General features: G+C 61.4%; 14 protein-coding genes. 10 read left to right on the top strand and 4 right to left on the bottom strand.

Annotated features, from left to right (window positions below; all coding sequences use genetic code 11):
- Positions 1-265: 265 nt before the first annotated feature.
- From AC1D2N_RS00660 to hydA, 3 genes are read left to right on the top strand one after another with little or no spacing between them, the layout of a single operon-like run.
- Positions 266-1519 (top strand): Zn-dependent hydrolase, encoded by a 1254-nt coding sequence (locus AC1D2N_RS00660; RefSeq protein ID WP_130717618.1) that lies wholly within the window; start codon positions 266-268, stop codon positions 1517-1519.
- Positions 1519-2103 carry an endonuclease domain-containing protein gene (locus AC1D2N_RS00655; RefSeq protein WP_130717620.1) on the top strand — a complete coding sequence of 195 codons (585 nt, stop codon included), beginning with the start codon at positions 1519-1521 and terminating at the stop codon, positions 2101-2103. The genes AC1D2N_RS00660 and AC1D2N_RS00655 overlap by 1 nt, the downstream gene beginning before the upstream one ends.
- Before the next feature lie 2 nt (positions 2104-2105).
- Positions 2106-3560: a dihydropyrimidinase gene (gene hydA, locus AC1D2N_RS00650; protein ID WP_012758671.1), complete on the top strand. Its 1455-nt coding sequence runs from the start codon at positions 2106-2108 to the stop codon at positions 3558-3560.
- Between the two features lie 58 nt (positions 3561-3618).
- On the opposite strand, the gene AC1D2N_RS00645 is transcribed toward hydA, so the two are convergent.
- Positions 3619-4032 (bottom strand): cupin domain-containing protein, encoded by a 414-nt coding sequence (locus AC1D2N_RS00645; RefSeq protein ID WP_018243273.1) that lies wholly within the window; start codon positions 4030-4032, stop codon positions 3619-3621.
- Positions 4033-4126: 94 nt separating this feature from the next.
- Between AC1D2N_RS00645 and AC1D2N_RS00640 the strand changes: the two genes are divergently transcribed.
- The 7 genes from AC1D2N_RS00640 to AC1D2N_RS00610 all read left to right on the top strand — a co-directional run bounded on the left by AC1D2N_RS00640 (position 4127) and on the right by AC1D2N_RS00610 (position 14041).
- Positions 4127-4903, top strand: a complete 777-nt coding sequence (locus AC1D2N_RS00640; protein WP_130758882.1) for an ABC transporter ATP-binding protein — start codon at positions 4127-4129, stop codon at positions 4901-4903.
- 58 nt (positions 4904-4961) lie between these two features.
- Positions 4962-5891 (top strand): ABC transporter permease, encoded by a 930-nt coding sequence (locus tag AC1D2N_RS00635; RefSeq protein ID WP_130758883.1) that lies wholly within the window; start codon positions 4962-4964, stop codon positions 5889-5891.
- Positions 5888-7015, top strand: a complete 1128-nt coding sequence (locus tag AC1D2N_RS00630; RefSeq protein WP_018243276.1) for an ABC transporter permease — start codon at positions 5888-5890, stop codon at positions 7013-7015. Before AC1D2N_RS00635 ends, AC1D2N_RS00630 begins: the two co-directional genes overlap by 4 nt.
- Before the next feature lie 58 nt (positions 7016-7073).
- Positions 7074-8045: an ABC transporter substrate-binding protein gene (locus AC1D2N_RS00625; RefSeq protein WP_018243277.1), complete on the top strand. Its 972-nt coding sequence runs from the start codon at positions 7074-7076 to the stop codon at positions 8043-8045.
- 613 nt (positions 8046-8658) lie between these two features.
- Complete coding sequence (locus AC1D2N_RS00620) at positions 8659-9849, top strand: efflux RND transporter periplasmic adaptor subunit (RefSeq protein ID WP_018243278.1); 1191 nt, start codon at positions 8659-8661, stop codon at positions 9847-9849.
- Between the two features lie 14 nt (positions 9850-9863).
- Positions 9864-13190, top strand: a complete 3327-nt coding sequence (locus AC1D2N_RS00615; RefSeq protein ID WP_018446868.1) for an efflux RND transporter permease subunit — start codon at positions 9864-9866, stop codon at positions 13188-13190.
- A gap of 167 nt (positions 13191-13357) precedes the next feature.
- On the top strand, positions 13358-14041 hold the full coding sequence (locus tag AC1D2N_RS00610; protein WP_130758884.1) for a Crp/Fnr family transcriptional regulator: 684 nt from the start codon (positions 13358-13360) through the stop codon (positions 14039-14041).
- A gap of 90 nt (positions 14042-14131) precedes the next feature.
- Here the strand turns inward: AC1D2N_RS00610 and ureG are convergent, their stop codons facing one another.
- From ureG to AC1D2N_RS00595, 3 genes are all read right to left on the bottom strand, one after another.
- Positions 14132-14743, bottom strand: a complete 612-nt coding sequence (gene ureG / locus AC1D2N_RS00605; protein WP_003590582.1) for an urease accessory protein UreG — start codon at positions 14741-14743, stop codon at positions 14132-14134.
- Positions 14744-14833: 90 nt separating this feature from the next.
- A complete protein-coding gene (locus AC1D2N_RS00600; protein ID WP_018243281.1) occupies positions 14834-15505 on the bottom strand; it encodes an urease accessory protein UreF in 672 nt (223 codons plus the stop codon).
- 6 nt (positions 15506-15511) lie between these two features.
- On the bottom strand, positions 15512-16108 hold the full coding sequence (locus AC1D2N_RS00595; RefSeq protein WP_018446872.1) for an urease accessory protein UreE: 597 nt from the start codon (positions 16106-16108) through the stop codon (positions 15512-15514).
- Positions 16109-16126: the final 18 nt, after the last annotated feature.

Here is a 16126-nt window from a genome sequence, read left to right as displayed (position 1 = left end):
AAATTTGGGTTGGGGACGACCCTCGCCGCGTCCTTGAGCAACTGCCCGCATTTTTATCAGCAATTTTCGTGATTTTCGTCTTGAGCCCGGCGGTGGAAGTTGTAATGTTTACCAATCGGTCAAATTATCCGTCAGATGCAAAACAAAGGCAACTGGCGATTTTCCGGCGCTCGACAAAACCAATAAGGGGGCGCAGGAAAGGACCACGGGAACAGGCGGGCATGCCTCTTTGCATGACTGCCGCAAACAGGTGAGGGCATAAAGAATGGTGGCAGCACCAGGCGAGAACATGCGCGTCAATGGCGACCGTCTCTGGGACAGTCTCATGGACATGGCGAAGATCGGCCCCGGCATCGCTGGCGGCAACAATCGCCAGACGCTGACGGATGCCGATGCGCAGGGCCGCAGCCTTTTCAAAAAATGGTGTGACGATGCCGGTTTGACCATGGGTATCGACCGCATGGGCACGATGTTCGCCACCCGCCCGGGCACCGATCCCGATGCCCTGCCCGTCTATGTCGGTTCGCATCTCGACACCCAGCCGACCGGCGGCAAATATGACGGTGTGCTCGGCGTACTTGCGGCCCTCGAAGTCGTCCGCACCATGAACGATCTCGGCATCAAGACCAAACATCCGATCGTCGTTACCAACTGGACGAATGAGGAAGGCGCGCGTTTTGCCCCTGCCATGCTGGCGTCAGGCGTTTTCGCCGGGGTGCACAGCCTGGACTTTGCCTATAACCGCAGGGACCCCGACGGCAATCTGTTCGGCGACGAACTGAAGCGCATCGGCTGGGTCGGCGATGAAGAAGTGGGCGCCCGCAAGATGCACGCCTATTTCGAATATCACATCGAGCAGGGGCCGATTCTCGAAGCCGAGGAAAAGCAGATCGGCGTCGTCACCCATTGCCAGGGCCTCTGGTGGCTGGAATTCACGCTGACCGGCAAGGAAGCCCATACCGGTTCGACACCGATGAACCTGCGCGTCAATGCCGGTCTCGCCATGGCCCGCATTCTGGAAATGGTCCAGGACGTGGCGATGGGCGAACAGCCGGGCGCCGTCGGCGGCGTCGGACAGGTATTCTTCTCGCCGAATTCGCGCAACGTGCTGCCCGGCAAAGTGGTCTTCACCGTCGACATCCGCTCGCCTGACAAGGAGAAGCTTGATCGCATGCGGGCAAAGATCGAGGCGAAGGCGCCTGAGATCACCGATGCGCTCGGTGTCGGCTGTTCCATCGAAGCGATCGGCCACTTCGAGCCGATCACCTTCGATCCGAAACTGGTCACGTCGGTGCGCGAAGCCGCCGAGCGGCTCGGCTATAGCCACATGAACATCATCTCCGGCGCCGGCCACGACGCCTGCTGGGCCGCCAAGGTCGCACCCGCGACGATGGTCATGTGCCCCTGCGTCGGCGGACTCTCGCATAACGAGGCTGAGGAAATCTCCAAGGAATGGGCGATGGCGGGAGCCGATGTGCTGTTCCATGCGGTGGTGGAGACGGCGGAGATTGTGGTGTGATGGCTTATGTAGCGCCCGGAGCCCCCTCATCCGACCCTTCGGGCCACCTTCTCCCCGCTGGGGAGAAGGGATCGGTAGACGTAGCGGTCTCCCCCTTCTCCCCTCGGGGAGAAGGTGCCCGAAGGGCGGATGAGGGGGCCCCGGGCGCAACGAAAATTATCAAGCAGGATATCCGGAAGCATCGCACCAACAAGACCGACCAGGCGAGAACTCTTCGCCGCAACGAAACTGAAGAGGAATACCACCTCTGGAGCGACCTGCGCGCCCGCCGCTTGAACGGCTATAAGTTTGCGAGGCAAGTTCCCCTCGGCCCATTTATAGTCGATTTCCTCTGTCGTGAAAAACAATTGATCGTCGAAGTCGACGGCTTCCAGCATGCCGATAGCGCCTCCGATCAACGCCGAACCGAATGGCTCAATGTGAATGGCTATTCCGTCCTGCGCTTCTGGAATCGGGAAATCTCGCGCGAACGCCGCTCAGTACTCGAAACGATTCTAGCGGCCTTGCAGGGCCGGATCGAGGTCAGCTCAGAACTGCCCGGCTTCTATTCGCCAGCCGAATGTGCAGACAAGAACGGGGAATAATCATGACCACAGTCATCAAAAACGGCACCATCGTCACCGCCGACCTGACCTATAAGGCTGACGTGAAAATCGACGGCGGCAAGATCATCGAGATCGGGCCGAACCTCTCGGGCGACGAGACGCTGGATGCGACCGGCTGTTACGTCATGCCGGGCGGCATCGATCCGCACACGCATCTCGAAATGCCCTTCATGGGCACCTATTCCTCCGACGATTTCGAAAGCGGCACGCGCGCCGCCCTTTCCGGCGGCACGACGATGGTGGTCGATTTCGCCCTGCCCGCCCCCGGCCAGTCGCTGCTCGAGGCGCTGACCATGTGGGACAACAAATCGACCCGCGCCAATTGCGATTATTCCTTCCACATGGCGGTCACCTGGTGGAGCGAGCAGGTCTTCAAGGAGATGGAGACCATCGTCCGCGACAAGGGCATCAACACCTTCAAGCACTTCATGGCCTACAAGGGCGCGCTGATGGTAGACGATGATGAGATGTTCGCCTCCTTCCAACGCTGCGCCGAACTCGGCGCTCTGCCGCTGGTGCACGCCGAAAACGGCGACGTCGTCGCCTCGATGTCGGCAAAGCTGCTCGCCGAGGGCAATAACGGCCCCGAGGCGCATGCCTATTCCCGCCCGGCCGAGGTGGAAGGCGAAGCCACCAACCGCGCCATCATGATCGCCGATATGGCCGGTTGCCCGGTCTATATCGTCCACACCTCCTGCGAACAGGCACACGAGGCGATCCGCCGCGCCCGCGCCAAAGGCATGCGTGTCTATGGCGAACCGCTGATCCAGCACCTGACGCTCGACGAGAGCGAATATTCCAATCCCGACTGGGATCATGCGGCCCGCCGGGTGATGTCGCCACCCTTTCGCAACAAGCAGCATCAGGACTCGCTTTGGGCAGGCCTTGCCTCCGGCTCGCTGCAGGTGGTCGCCACCGACCATTGCGCCTTCACCACGGCCCAGAAGCGCTTCGGCGTCGGCGATTTCACCAAGATCCCCAACGGCACCGGCGGCCTCGAAGACCGCATGCCGATGCTCTGGACGCATGGCGTCAACACCGGCCGGCTGACGATGAACGAATTCGTCGCCGTCACCTCGACCAACATCGCCAAGATTCTCAACATCTATCCGAAGAAGGGCGCGATCCTTGTCGGCGCCGATGCCGACATCGTCGTCTGGGACCCGCAACGTTCCAAGACCATTTCGTCCAAGGCCCAGCAGTCGGCGATCGACTACAACGTCTTCGAAGGCAAGGAAGTAACCGGCCTGCCCCGCTACACGCTGACACGCGGCGTCGTGGCGATCGAGGAAGGCGCGATCAAGACCCGCGAGGGCCACGGCGAATTCGTCAGGCGCGAGCCGGTCACGGCTGTCAGCAAGGCGCTTTCCCAGTGGAAGGACATCACCGCGCCGCGCAAGGTGACTCGCAGCGGCATTCCGGCAAGCGGCGTATGACGATGGCGCATGACGATACGGCCATCAATCGGAGACCGCTTCCTCTATGCCAATGACCTCACGCCGGCACCAAAGCGTCCAACTCCGGCAGAAGCACGACGCTTTCCTGCTCGTTCGGATCGGTGCGCGCGATGATCGCCGTGCACGGCGTGCTGCTGAGGTTCGCCGGCAGGTGCGGCACACCGGCCGGGATATAGAAAAGTTCCCCGGCATGGACGATGACGTGATGTTCAAGTTCGTCTCCGTACCAGGTATGGGCCTCGCCGGAGAGCATGTAGATCGCCGTCTCGTGCGCCTCGTGCAGATGCGCCTTGGCGCGCACGCCAGGCGGGATCGTCAGAAGGTGCATGCAGATACCCTTGGCGCCGACCGTCTCGGCGGCGATACCTGCGAAATAGCTGAGCCCCTGCTTGCCGTCATAGGCATGATTGGGGCGAACGATGTGGCAGGTGGGCTTTGATGTCGCGTCCATCCTCATCCTCCATGGAGTGTGTCGTCGATAAAACCGGCGGTAATGATAACATGCAAACCGCGCTCCCGCGGGGAAAACAAGACTGGTCGCATTGATGCAAACACCCTCCGTCGTATCCGCCAAGGATCTCTGTCTCACCTACCAGGCGAATGACGGCCCGGTGCGTGCACTGAGCAATGTCAATCTCGACGTCCGCAAGGGCGATTTCGTTTCTTTCATCGGTCCATCGGGCTGCGGCAAGACCACTTTCCTGCGTGTCATCGCCGATCTCGAAAAGAGCACGTCGGGCGAGATCTCGATCAATGGCATGACGCCGGAGGAAGCCCGCAAGGCCCGTGCCTATGGCTATGTCTTCCAGGCGCCGGCGCTCTATCCCTGGCGCACCATCGAAAACAACATCGCCCTGCCGCTGGAGATCATGGGCTATTCCAGCGCCGACCGGATGAGGCGCGTCGCCGAAGCGCTCGATCTCGTCAGTCTTTCGGGCTTCGAGAAGAAATTCCCCTGGCAGCTTTCCGGCGGCATGCAGCAGCGCGCCTCGATCGCCCGCGCGCTCGCCTTCGACGCCGACCTGCTGTTGATGGACGAGCCCTTCGGCGCCCTGGACGAGATCGTGCGCGACCATCTGAACGAAGAGCTGCTGAAACTCTGGACCCGCACCAACAAGACAATCTGCTTCGTCACTCATTCCATTCCCGAGGCGGTGTATCTCTCGACCAAGATCGTGGTGATGTCTCCGCGCCCGGGCCGCGTGACCGATATCATCGACTCGACCCTGCCGGCCGAGCGCCCGCTCGACATCCGCGAAACTCCCGAGTTCCTGGAGATTGCCCACCGCGTCCGCGAAGGGCTGAGGACGGGGCACGCATGAGGAATAGGGGTTTGATTTCCGGGCTCTGCAGGCTCAACACCACATGGGAGCGAATCCCATGAAAGCCGACACCCTCAAGGACAAGATCGTCCCCGTCACCACCATCCTGCTGGCGCTCGTCGCCATCTGGTATGTCGCCGCCATCCTCATGAACGCGCCGTTCCAGCGCGACATGGACGGCCGCGCCGGCGCCACACCTTCGACCCTCGAATTCATCGGCAAGACGCTCGCCCAGCCGAAGCCGATCCTGCCGGCGCCGCATCAGGTGGCGCAGAACGTCTACGAGAACACCTTCCTGCGCAGCCTTTCGAGCAACCGCAGCCTCGTCTATCACAGCTGGGTAACGCTCTCCTCCACTCTGCTCGGCTTCGGCTTCGGCATGCTGCTCGGCATCCTTCTCGCCGTATTGATCGTCCATAACCGCGCCATGGACCGCTCGCTGATGCCCTGGCTGGTGGCGAGCCAGACCATACCGATCCTCGCCATCGCGCCGATGATCGTCATCATCTCTTATAACGTGCTGACCGGCGACAATGCCGTTGCACATCTCCTCAATCTCGATTCCGACGCCTCCCGCCTCGTCTCGAAGGCGCTAATCTCCACCTACCTCTCCTTCTTTCCGGTCGCCGTCGGCATGGTGAAGGGTCTGCGTTCGCCCGAGATCATGCATCTCGACCTGATGCGCACCTACTATGCCAGCCCGATGCAGACCTTCTGGAAGCTGCGCGTTCCCGCGTCGATCCCTTTCCTCTTCACCTCGATGAAGGTTGCGATCGCCGCCAGCCTCGTCGGCGCCATCGTCGGGGAGTTGCCGACGGGTGCTGTCGCCGGCATCGGCTCGAAGCTGCTCGCCGGCTCCTATTACAGCCAGACCATCGATATCTGGGCGGCGCTTGTCGCCGGATCGCTGCTGGCCGGCATCCTGGTTGCGATTGTCGGCGTTGCGGCGAAAATCGTCGACCGCGCCATGGGCGGGAGGCCGGCATGAGACATCTGACCTTCTCCTGGCAAGGCGTGGTTGCTCTCCTCCTCTGCATCGGGGCACTGACGGCCCTGCCGCTCCTGGCCGAGGGCGCGACGCGACCCCTCACCGACGGCACGGCAAGCCTCATCTTCATCATCGTCATCGCGGCTGCCCTGCTGTCCCTAGCGCCGCAACCGCCGGCCTATCGAGCCACCGTGCTGTTTATCGGCGCGCATGGCGCCGCCTGGATGCTGCTTTCCGCTCTTTCCGGCAACGAGGGCGCAGGGACGCGGGCTTTCTTCCTACTGCTCTTCGCCTGCTGGCTGCTTGCCTGGCGATGCGTCACCGAGCTGTCGAAACTGCAGCCCGTCACCACTTTCGGCAAGTCGACACTGCAGCTGCTGATCCCGGCGATCTTCGGCGCCTGGATCCTCATTCTCTGGGAGGCGGTCACGCGTGGCGCCGGCGTTCCCTTCATCCTGCTGCCGCCACCGAGCGCCATCGGCGCGCGGTTCATGGCGTCGCTGCCGATCCTCGGCGCGGACGTCAGGCAGACGATCTTCAAGGCGGTGCTGATCGGTTATATCGTCGGCTGCCTCAGTGGCTTCGTCGTCGCGGTGCTCGCCGACCGCATCGCCTTCTTGCGCCGCGGCCTTCTGCCGATCGGCAACATGGTTTCGGCCCTGCCGATCATCGGCGTCGCCCCTGTCATGGTCATGTGGTTCGGCTTCGACTGGCCGTCGAAGGCCGCCGTCGTCATCATCATGACCTTCTTCCCGATGCTGGTGAATACCGTCGCCGGCCTTGCCGCCTCCGGCAGCATGGAGCGCGACCTGATGCGCACCTATGCCTCAGGCTATTGGCAGACGCTGCTGAAGCTCAGGCTTCCAGCGGCAATGCCCTTCATTTTCAACGCACTGAAGATCAACTCGACGCTGGCGCTGATTGGTGCCATCGTTGCGGAATTCTTCGGAACGCCGATCGTCGGCATGGGCTTCCGCATCTCCACCGAGATCGGCCGCATGAATGTCGACATGGTCTGGGCGGAAATCGCCGTCGCGGCGCTGGCCGGCTCGATCTTCTATGGCATCATCGCCCTGACCGAACGGGCGGTGACGTTCTGGCATCCGTCTATCCGTGGTGGCTAGGCGCGCACGGACTCCAGAAACGGGTCCGGGCATAACTTCAGAGGGTAAGGATAAGAAAATGAGAAAGTTGATGGTTGCAATGATGGCGAGCGCGATGTCGCTTGCATCGGCCCATGCCATGGCCGCCGACAAGGTGGTGCTGCAGCTGAAATGGGTCACGCAGAGCCAGTTCGGCGGTTACTACGTCGCAAAGGACAAGGGCTTCTATAAGGAAGAAGGCCTCGACGTCGACATCAAGCCAGGCGGCCCCGATATCGCCCCCGAGCAGGTGATCGCCGGCGGCGGCGCCGATGTCATCGTCGACTGGATGGGCGGCGCCCTGGTTGCCCGCGAAAAGGGCGTTCCGCTCGTCAACATCGCCCAGCCCTACCAGAAGGCTGGCCTGGAAATGGTCTGCCGCAAGGACGGCCCGATCAAGACCGAAGCCGACTTCAAGGGCCACACGCTCGGCGTCTGGTTCTTCGGCAACGAGTATCCCTTCTTCGCCTGGATGAACAAGCTCGGCCTATCCACAGAAGGCGGTCCGAACGGCGTCACCGTGCTGAAGCAGAGCTTCGATGTGCAGCCGCTTGTCCAAAAGCAGGCCGACTGCATCTCCGTCATGACCTATAACGAATACTGGCAGGCGATCGATGCCGGCTTCAAGCCGGAAGAACTGACGGTCTTCAATTACACTGAAATGGGCAACGACCTTCTTGAAGACGGCCTCTATGCCATGGAAGACAAGCTGAAGGACCCGGCCTTCAAGGAGAAGATGGTCAAGTTCGTCCGCGCTTCGATGAAGGGCTGGAAATATGCCACCGAGAATCCCGACGAAGCCGCCGAGATCGTCATGGACAATGGCGGCCAGGACGACAACCATCAGAAGCGCATGATGGGTGAAGTCGCCAAGCTGGTCGGCGACAGCTCCGGCAAGCTGGATGAGGCGCTCTATGCCCGCACGGCAAAGGCGCTGCTCGACCAGAAGATCATCAGCAAGGAGCCATCAGGCGCCTGGACGCACGACATCACCGACGCCGCTTCCAAGTAGTTTCGGCAAGATGCTAAGCGAAACGCGCGGGAGTTTTCCCGCGCGTTTTATCTTTTTCTAAAGCGCGTCGCGATCTTTCAATTTCGCTTGTTGCGCTTTAGGTCTTTGTTTTTACGCATGTCGATATCGCAAAACCGCTGCACACTTTTGCGCGACATGCGCTAAAGCATGATGCCGAAAAGTGTACGCGGGTTTCGGACGACATCGTGCTCTATTTATTTGATTTGGATGGTGATTCAGAGTTAAGGCCGGTCGGCCTAAATCATCAGCAGCCGGCAACCGAAAAAAATCCCTTGCAACTGTCGCATTTATCGGGCGTCAAACGTCTTAGAGATAGAGGCGCGATCAATCTTCGTAATGTTGACATAACCTTGCGGTGATTGATTGACGTCAGAATGGTAATTATTATCGCCTAATGGGGAATTGTTTTCTGCCGGACTTGTAGATCGAGCAAATCGATACCACCTACAGGCCGAATTTGCCGACGAGGGATGAAGACGGCAAAGGATCGGCGGATACCTCTGAGAATGCAGGAAGGGCAGTGGCCTGATCGCGCGCTGAGTGGCAGACGCTCGAGTTCGGCCAACCTTATCATAAGATTGGACGAAGACGCATGGCACGCAAGCCGATTGGAATTCTAGGCGCCTTTACTCTTTTTGCAGCGGTACTTGCTGCATCTACCGCATTATCGCAGGAAGCGCCGGTCGCAAAACCGCAGCAGAACCTGCCGGCGATCGTCGTCACCACGGCGGTGAACCGCACCCTCGTCGACCGTGTCATCGGCACCGGAACGGTCAAGCCCGTCGAGGAAGTCTATATCCAGCCGCAGGTCGAAGGCCTCTCGATTCGCACGCTGAAAGCCGATGTCGGCGACAAGGTTCAGGCGGAAAGCACGCTGGCGACGCTCAACGATGACGCGCTGGTCTTGGAAAAGAGTCAGATGATGGCGACGAAGGCCAAGGGCGAGGCAAGCCTCGCCCAGCTGCGCGCCCAGCTCATCGAGGCGCAGGCCAATGCCGAACAGGCAAGGCAGCAGCAGGCCCGCGCTCAGGAAATGGGCAAGAAGGGCACCGTTTCCACCGCCCAGGTCGAACAGGCCGATGCGACTGCCGCCGCAGCCAATGCCCGCGTCGTCTCCGCCGAACAGGCGATCGAGGTCTCCGAAGCGGATCTCAAGGTCTTCGACAGCCAGATCGCCGATGCAGATTTGAAGCTGGCGCGCACCGATGTGAAGACGCCGGTCGCCGGCACGGTCTCGGCAAAGAACGCCAAGGTCGGCGCCATTGCCGCCGGCAATGGCGATCCGCTGTTCACCATCATCCGCGACGGCGATATCGAGCTTGTCGCTGAGGTCGCCGAAAGCGATGTTGTCAGGATCATGGCCGGCCAAAAGGCAACGATTTCGCTTTCCGGCAGCCGCGACAAGCTTTCCGGCGCCGTCCGCCTGGTTTCGCCGACTGTTGATCCGGTTACCCGCCTTGGCCTCGTCCATATCTCCATCGATGATGACAGCAAGGCGCGTTCCGGCATGTATGGCAGCGCCGAGATCATCGTGCGCGAGACGCAAGGCGTAGCGCTTCCCCTGACCGCGGTACTCACCGGCAACGAAGGTTCCTCCGCCCGCAAAGTCGAGGACGGCGTGGTGAAATTCGCCAAGATCGAGACCGGCATCCAGGACGGCGCCTATGTCGAGGTCATCAATGGATTGAAGACCGGCGACGAGGTCGTGGCCAAGGCGGGCGCTTACGTCCGCGACGGCGACCACATCACGCCGGTGCGTGAACAGCTCCCGGCTTCCAACTAAAGAGACCATCCGCGATGAATTTTTCAGCCTGGTCCATTCGAAATCCCATTGCGCCGCTGCTGGCCTTCTGCCTGCTGGTGTTCATCGGCATGCAGTCCTTTAATTCGCTGCCGATCACGCGTTTTCCAAATATCGACGTGCCGCTCGTCTCTATCAGCGTGACGCAGAGCGGCGCTTCGCCGGCTGAACTCGAAATGCAGGTGACGAAGGAGATCGAAGACGCGGTCGCCTCCATCACCGGTATCGACGAAATCCAGTCGACGGTGACCGACGGCAGCTCGCAAACCAACGTCATGTTCCGGATGGAAGTGCCGACCGAACAGGCCGTACAGGACACCAAGGATGCGATCGACCGCATCCGCAGCGATCTGCCGGCGACGGCCGAAGCACCGATCGTCTCCAAGGTCGATGTCGAAGGACAGGCGATCCAGACCTTCGCCGTTTCCTCGCCGGCCATGTCGCTCGAAGAACTTTCCTGGTTCGTCGACGATACGATCAAGCGTTCACTGCAGGGCCAGGCCGGCATCGGTCGTGTCGACCGTTACGGCGGTGCAGAGCGCGAAGTACGCATCGAACTCACCCCTGACAAGCTCAATGCCTACGGCATCACCGCCGCGAGCGTGAACCAGCAGCTGCGCGGCACCAACATCGACCTCGGCTCAGGCCGTGGCCAGGTGGCGGGCAGCGAACAGGCGATCCGTGTTCTCGGCGACGCCCGCAACGTCGCCGACCTCGCCAACACGACGATCGGCCTGCCGAACGGCCGTTTCGTCAAACTGTCCGATCTCGGCGTCATCAAGGACACCTATGAGGAGCCGAAATCCTTCTCGCGCTTCAACGATACGCCGGTCGTTACCTTCGGCGTTTTCCGCTCCAAGGGCGCCAGTGAGGTCAGCGTCGCCGAAACCGTGGCGCAGAACCTCGACAAGGTGCGGGCCGAAAACCCCAATGTGAAGATCGAACTGATCGACGATTCGGTCTATTTCACCTACGGCAACTATGAGGCCGCCATTCATACGCTCCTTGAAGGTGCGCTGCTCGCCGTCATCGTCGTCCTCCTGTTCCTCAGGAACTGGCGTGCGACCCTGATCTCTGCAATCGCCCTTCCGCTGTCTGCGATCCCGACCTTCTGGGTCATGGACATGATGGGCTTCTCGCTGAACCTCGTCAGCTTCCTCGCTCTGACGCTGGCCACCGGTATCCTTGTCGACGATGCGATCGTCGAAATCGAAAACATTGCCCGCCACATCAAGATGGGCAAAACGCCCTATCGAGCGGCGATCGAGGCGGCTGACGAAATCGGCCTTGCCGTCATCGCCACCACCTTCACCATCATCGCCGTTTTCGTGCCTGTTTCCTTCATGCCGGGCATTCCGGGCCAGTACTTCATCCAGTTCGGTCTGACCGTCGCCTTCTCCGTCTTCTTCTCGCTGATGGTCGCGCGACTGATCACCCCGATGATGGCCGCTTATCTGATGCGCGCCGAAGACGGCATGGAAGACCATCACGACAATGACAGCCTGCTGATGCGGGGATACACCCGTCTCATACGTGGCACGACTGGACGCTGGTACACGCGGTATGCGACGCTGATTGTCGCGTTCGCTTTCCTGGTCGGCTCCGTTTTGCTGCTGATGCAGGTTCCCGGCAGCTTCCTGCCGCCGGAAGATGCCTCACGCATCGTTCTCTCCGTCGAGTTGCCGCCCAATGCGCGCCTTGACGACACCGAGAAGACGACGGATGCGATCTATGACAGGGTCAAGGACATCAATGGCGTCGAAAGCGTCTTCGTCCTCGGCGGCGCGTCGCCGAAGGGTGATCTCGAACTGCGCCGTGCGACCATCACGCTGGCACTCGACAAGCTCGACCAATCGCTGGTCAAGAAGATGGTCAACGACGTGCTCGGCCATATCCCCGTCATTGGCCCGAAACTGCCGAAGGTGGAGGTCCACGGCCGTGAACGCCCGCAATGGGATATCGAAAAGGAAGTCTTCGCCAAGCTGCGCGATATTCCCGACGTCCGGATCCTGAAGCTCAATGACCGCGGCGAACGCGACCTCTCCTTCAACTTCCTTTCCAAGAACGACAAGGACCTGAACGACGCCGTAGGCATTCTGGAATCCAAGCTGCGCGCCGATCCGCTGCTTGCCAATGTCAGCGCCGACGGCTCCCTGCCCCGTCCGGAGCTGCAGGTTCACCCGCGCATGGATGAGGCGGCCCGCCTCGGCATTACGCCGCAGCAGATCTCCGAGACGATCCGCGTCGCCACCATCGGCGATGTCGATGCCGCCCTTGCCAAGATCTCGCTCGACGATCGCCAGATCCCGATCCGCGTTCAGGCCGCACTCGACATGCGTCGCGATCTGGCGGCCATCCGGACATTGAAGATCCAGACCGCCAGCGGCGGCACCGTTCCGCTCGCGAGCGTCGCCAATATCGACTATTCGGAAGGCGTAAGCTCGATCAAGCGCAACAACCGCAACCGCGTCGTCTCGATCGGCTCCGACCTGCCGCAGGGCGTAGCACTCGACACGGCTTCGGCCCGCTTCCGTCAGATCGTCAACGACGCCAATATCCCGGCCACGGTGCACCTTGCCGAAAGCGGCGACACCAAGGTGCAGACCGAGATGCAGCAGAGCTTCGTTAACGCCATGTTGATGGGCCTGCTGCTGGTGCTGACGGTGCTGATCCTGCTCTTCAAGGACGTGATCCAGCCCTTCACCATCCTGTTCTCACTGCCGCTCGCCATTGGCGGCGTCGCAGCCGGCCTGATCCTCACCAGCAATCCGCTGTCGATGCCTGTCATGATCGGCATCCTGATGCTGATGGGTGTCGTCACCAAGAACGCCATCCTGCTGGTCGATTTCGCAATCGAGATGCGCCATCAGGGCATGCCTCGTGTCGAGGCCATGGTCGAAGCCGGCCGCAAGCGCGCCCGGCCGATCATCATGACCTCGATCGCCATGTCGGCGGGCATGCTGCCTTCCGCGCTTGGTGTCGGCGAAGGCGGCTCGTTCCGCGCGCCGATGGCAATTGCAGTGATCGGCGGCATCATCGTTTCGACCGTACTCTCGCTCGTCGTCGTGCCCTCCTTCTTCCTGATCATGGACGACCTGTCCCGCCTGCTCGGCTGGGCTTTCGGCCGCCTGGTCGGCAGGAAGGACGAGGAGGAGCTGCCGCTGTCGCGCGAGGATCTCACCCGCGTCACCCGCGAGAACCGCAGCGAAATCGACTCGCTGGAGGAGCGCCTGACCGCAATCGAAAAGCCGGAAGGCAAGCGCAAGAGCGCCAAGGGCAACGACACCAACGTGCTGCGCCTGCCGCCCTTCGCGGCGGAATAGGCAAAGCCCAGGAAATGAACGGGCCGGGAGCGATCTCCCGGCCCGTTTCGTTTTTGCTGTTCACTTCTGGCGATTGACCGAAATCAAATCCACCGCCATCTCCTTCCCGTATTTTGCCCGGCATGCACATGGAATTGGAAAGACCGGCCATATCAGGAGACCGGGAGATGAACAGGACGCTGACATTCAACGGCCAAGAGGCCGCTGTGCTCGCCAGGGCCGCCCTCATGGCCGGGCTCGACCACAACGAGGCTGAAGCCCTGCGCGCCTGCGCCACCGTTCGCCTCTGCGACCCGCATGACGTTCTCATCGAGGAGGCCGACAAGGCGGCCTATTTCTATTGCGTGCTGAGCGGTTATGTCAGGCTCTATCGTCGCAACGGCGACGGCAGGCAGGCCGATATCCGCATCTGCGAGCCCGGCGACAGCTTCGCGGAATGCCTGATCCACGCCGACGAAACCTATCACTACGGCGCGCAAGCAATGGATCATGCCGTGCTGGCGTGCTTTGATATCGCAAAGGTTCGGCTGTTGCTGGAGGAGCGGCCGCGGATCGGCAAGGCGATCACGCGCAGCCTGTCACTGCATCTGATCTCGATGATGGAATGCCTGGCAAGCGACCGCATGCAGACCGCGCCGCAGCGCGTGGCGCATTATCTGCTGACCCACTGCGCCGAGAACGGTGCGGCCGCTTCGCTGCGGCTGCCCTTTCCGAAAAACCTGCTCGCCCGCAAACTTGGCCTCGCACCGGAGGCGCTCTCGCGCGCCTTCTCGGCGTTGAAGACGAAAGGTGTCACGGTGCGCGGCCGGACGATCGCCATCAGCGACGTCAACCTGCTCCGACGGATCTAACCGTCAGAGCATGATGCCGAAAAGTGTGAGCGGTTTTCGGACGATATCATCCTCTAATTCTTCGACTTTGATCCGGCCTAAAATCTGGATCTAGAGACCGCCCTGCTCCCTGAGGAAGCTGACGATCGAGCTGACACCGTCGCCGCGCTTCATGTCGGAGAAGACGAAGGGGCGCGAAGCGCGCATGCGCGTCGCATCCCGGTCCATCACCTCGAGATCGGCGCCGACATAAGGCGCCAGATCCTTCTTGTTGATGACGAGCAGGTCCGACCGGGTGATACCAGGCCCGCCCTTGCGCGGGATTTCCTCGCCCTGGCAAACGGAAATGACATAGATGGTGATATCGGCAAGATCGGGCGAAAAGGTCGCCGCCAGATTGTCGCCGCCGGATTCGATGAAGACGACGTCGAGATCGGGAATCCGCTGGTTCAGGCCGGCGATCGCCTGCAAATTGATCGTCGCATCCTCGCGAATGGCTGTATGCGGGCAGCCGCCCGTTTCGACACCGACGATGCGGTCCGAAGGCAATGCCTGCATCCGCACCAGCGCCTCGGCATCCTCTGTCGTGTAGATATCGTTGGTGACGACGGCGACAGAATAGTCGTCGCGCATCGCCTTGCAGAGCTTTTCGGTCAGCGCCGTCTTGCCCGAGCCGACCGGCCCGCCGATGCCGACACGCAAAGGTCCGTTTCTTGATTTCATATTCCTTACTCCAATCGAACCTTGATGATAGCGAAGCCGCCCGCCGGCGCCACCGTCAAATGACGCAGCCACAGCGATAATTTCAGACAATCACGAACGGAACAGCCGCGTCGCCTGCGTCTCGTGGCGCAGGCTGGCAATATCGGCCTGCACCGTCGCCGAACCCAGATCGTCAAGCGCCGAGGCTGCCGCCCGCCGGGCGACCTCCGCGATATGGTCTTCCAGACCGGCAAGAACGGCGAGGCCATCCCTTTGCCCGGCGACACCGAGGCGGATGCCGGATGAAACCGCTTGTGAGACATAGGCATGCAGAAAGGCGGCGAGCGCCTTCTCGGGCATTATGCCATGGGCGCCTGTAACCGCCCCGACCGCAATGGGATAAGCGACCTTGTCAGGTAGCCGCTCGAACACCCCGTCCGGCCAGGCCCGCGCCGCTGCGAGGAAAGCCTCGCCGAGCAGCATCGTTTCCTGATGCCGCTCGCGTGATCCGGCCAGCGCCTCGGCGAGTGCAGCGACTTCGGCAAGGCGTGCGGGCTGTGCCTGTTGCCTATGGCTTTCGGCCAGAAGCACCGCATCGTTCCAGGCCGAACCATTGCCGACCAGCGTGCCGATCCAGGCCGCAAGCGAGGCCGCATCCGTAACGAGCCCGTCGGCCACCGCCCGCTCCAGCCCGCCCGAATAGGCAAAGCCTCCGATCGGAAAGGCTGGTGACAGCCATGCCGTCAGGCGCAGCAATGCCTGCAGCTCGCGATCCCTGGTCATCAAGGCTCAGTCGTGCTTGTGGTCATGATCATGACCGCGATCGTGGCGGTGCTCATGCTCATGCTCATAGCCATGTTCGTGATCATGGTCATGGCTGTGACTATGATCATGCCCGTGGTCATGCCCGTGGTCATGATTGTGATCGTGATCATGCCCATGCGAATGCCCGCCTTGAGAATGATAGGCGCCCCGCGCCGGCTGGAACGGCTCGTCGATCTCGAGGACGACGGCGCCGAGGCCCTGCAGCATGGTGCGGATGACATGATCGCGGAGGATGACGATGCGGTCTTCCTCGATCTGAGCGGCAAGATGCCGGTTGCCGAGATGCCAGGCGAGCTCGACCAGATGGGTGCGGTCGCGACCGCGGATTTCGAAAAGTTTCTCGTCGGCGGCGAGGATCTCGATCAGTTCGCCGTCGTCGCGCACCAGCAGGTCGCCATTGGCGAAAAGCACCGGATCCTTGAGATCGAGCATGACCATCTCGCCATTTTCCAGATGCAGCAGCTTGCGGCGCAGATGGCGCAGATCATGCGGCAGCTTGACCTGGGCGATCGGGTGGGAGGAAGGGGTTCCGGCGGGAAGATAGGAGGTGACGCGCTGCATGACATGTCCGTTTTGCTG

This window comes from Rhizobium sp. P1_B8 (assembly GCF_056406515.1).
Note: the sequence above shows the minus strand (reverse complement) of the source record. Positions and strands in the feature narration are given on the sequence as shown.

What these genes read in the sequence shown, in the direction of transcription:
- AC1D2N_RS00615 (WP_018446868.1), top strand. Translation starts at nt 9,864, where the DNA reads ATGAATTTTTCAGCCTGGTCCATTCGAAATCCCATTGCGCCGCTGCTG.
- AC1D2N_RS00630 (WP_018243276.1), top strand. Translation starts at nt 5,888, where the DNA reads ATGAGACATCTGACCTTCTCCTGGCAAGGCGTGGTTGCTCTCCTCCTC.
- AC1D2N_RS00610 (WP_130758884.1), top strand. Translation starts at nt 13,358, where the DNA reads ATGAACAGGACGCTGACATTCAACGGCCAAGAGGCCGCTGTGCTCGCC.
- AC1D2N_RS00655 (WP_130717620.1), top strand. Translation starts at nt 1,519, where the DNA reads ATGGCTTATGTAGCGCCCGGAGCCCCCTCATCCGACCCTTCGGGCCAC.
- AC1D2N_RS00640 (WP_130758882.1), top strand. Translation starts at nt 4,127, where the DNA reads ATGCAAACACCCTCCGTCGTATCCGCCAAGGATCTCTGTCTCACCTAC.
- hydA (WP_012758671.1), top strand. Translation starts at nt 2,106, where the DNA reads ATGACCACAGTCATCAAAAACGGCACCATCGTCACCGCCGACCTGACC.
- AC1D2N_RS00645 (WP_018243273.1), bottom strand. Translation starts at nt 4,032, where the DNA reads ATGGACGCGACATCAAAGCCCACCTGCCACATCGTTCGCCCCAATCAT.
- AC1D2N_RS00660 (WP_130717618.1), top strand. Translation starts at nt 266, where the DNA reads ATGGTGGCAGCACCAGGCGAGAACATGCGCGTCAATGGCGACCGTCTC.
- AC1D2N_RS00600 (WP_018243281.1), bottom strand. Translation starts at nt 15,505, where the DNA reads ATGACCAGGGATCGCGAGCTGCAGGCATTGCTGCGCCTGACGGCATGG.
- AC1D2N_RS00595 (WP_018446872.1), bottom strand. Translation starts at nt 16,108, where the DNA reads ATGCAGCGCGTCACCTCCTATCTTCCCGCCGGAACCCCTTCCTCCCAC.
- AC1D2N_RS00635 (WP_130758883.1), top strand. Translation starts at nt 4,962, where the DNA reads ATGAAAGCCGACACCCTCAAGGACAAGATCGTCCCCGTCACCACCATC.
- AC1D2N_RS00625 (WP_018243277.1), top strand. Translation starts at nt 7,074, where the DNA reads ATGAGAAAGTTGATGGTTGCAATGATGGCGAGCGCGATGTCGCTTGCA.
- AC1D2N_RS00620 (WP_018243278.1), top strand. Translation starts at nt 8,659, where the DNA reads ATGGCACGCAAGCCGATTGGAATTCTAGGCGCCTTTACTCTTTTTGCA.
- ureG (WP_003590582.1), bottom strand. Translation starts at nt 14,743, where the DNA reads ATGAAATCAAGAAACGGACCTTTGCGTGTCGGCATCGGCGGGCCGGTC.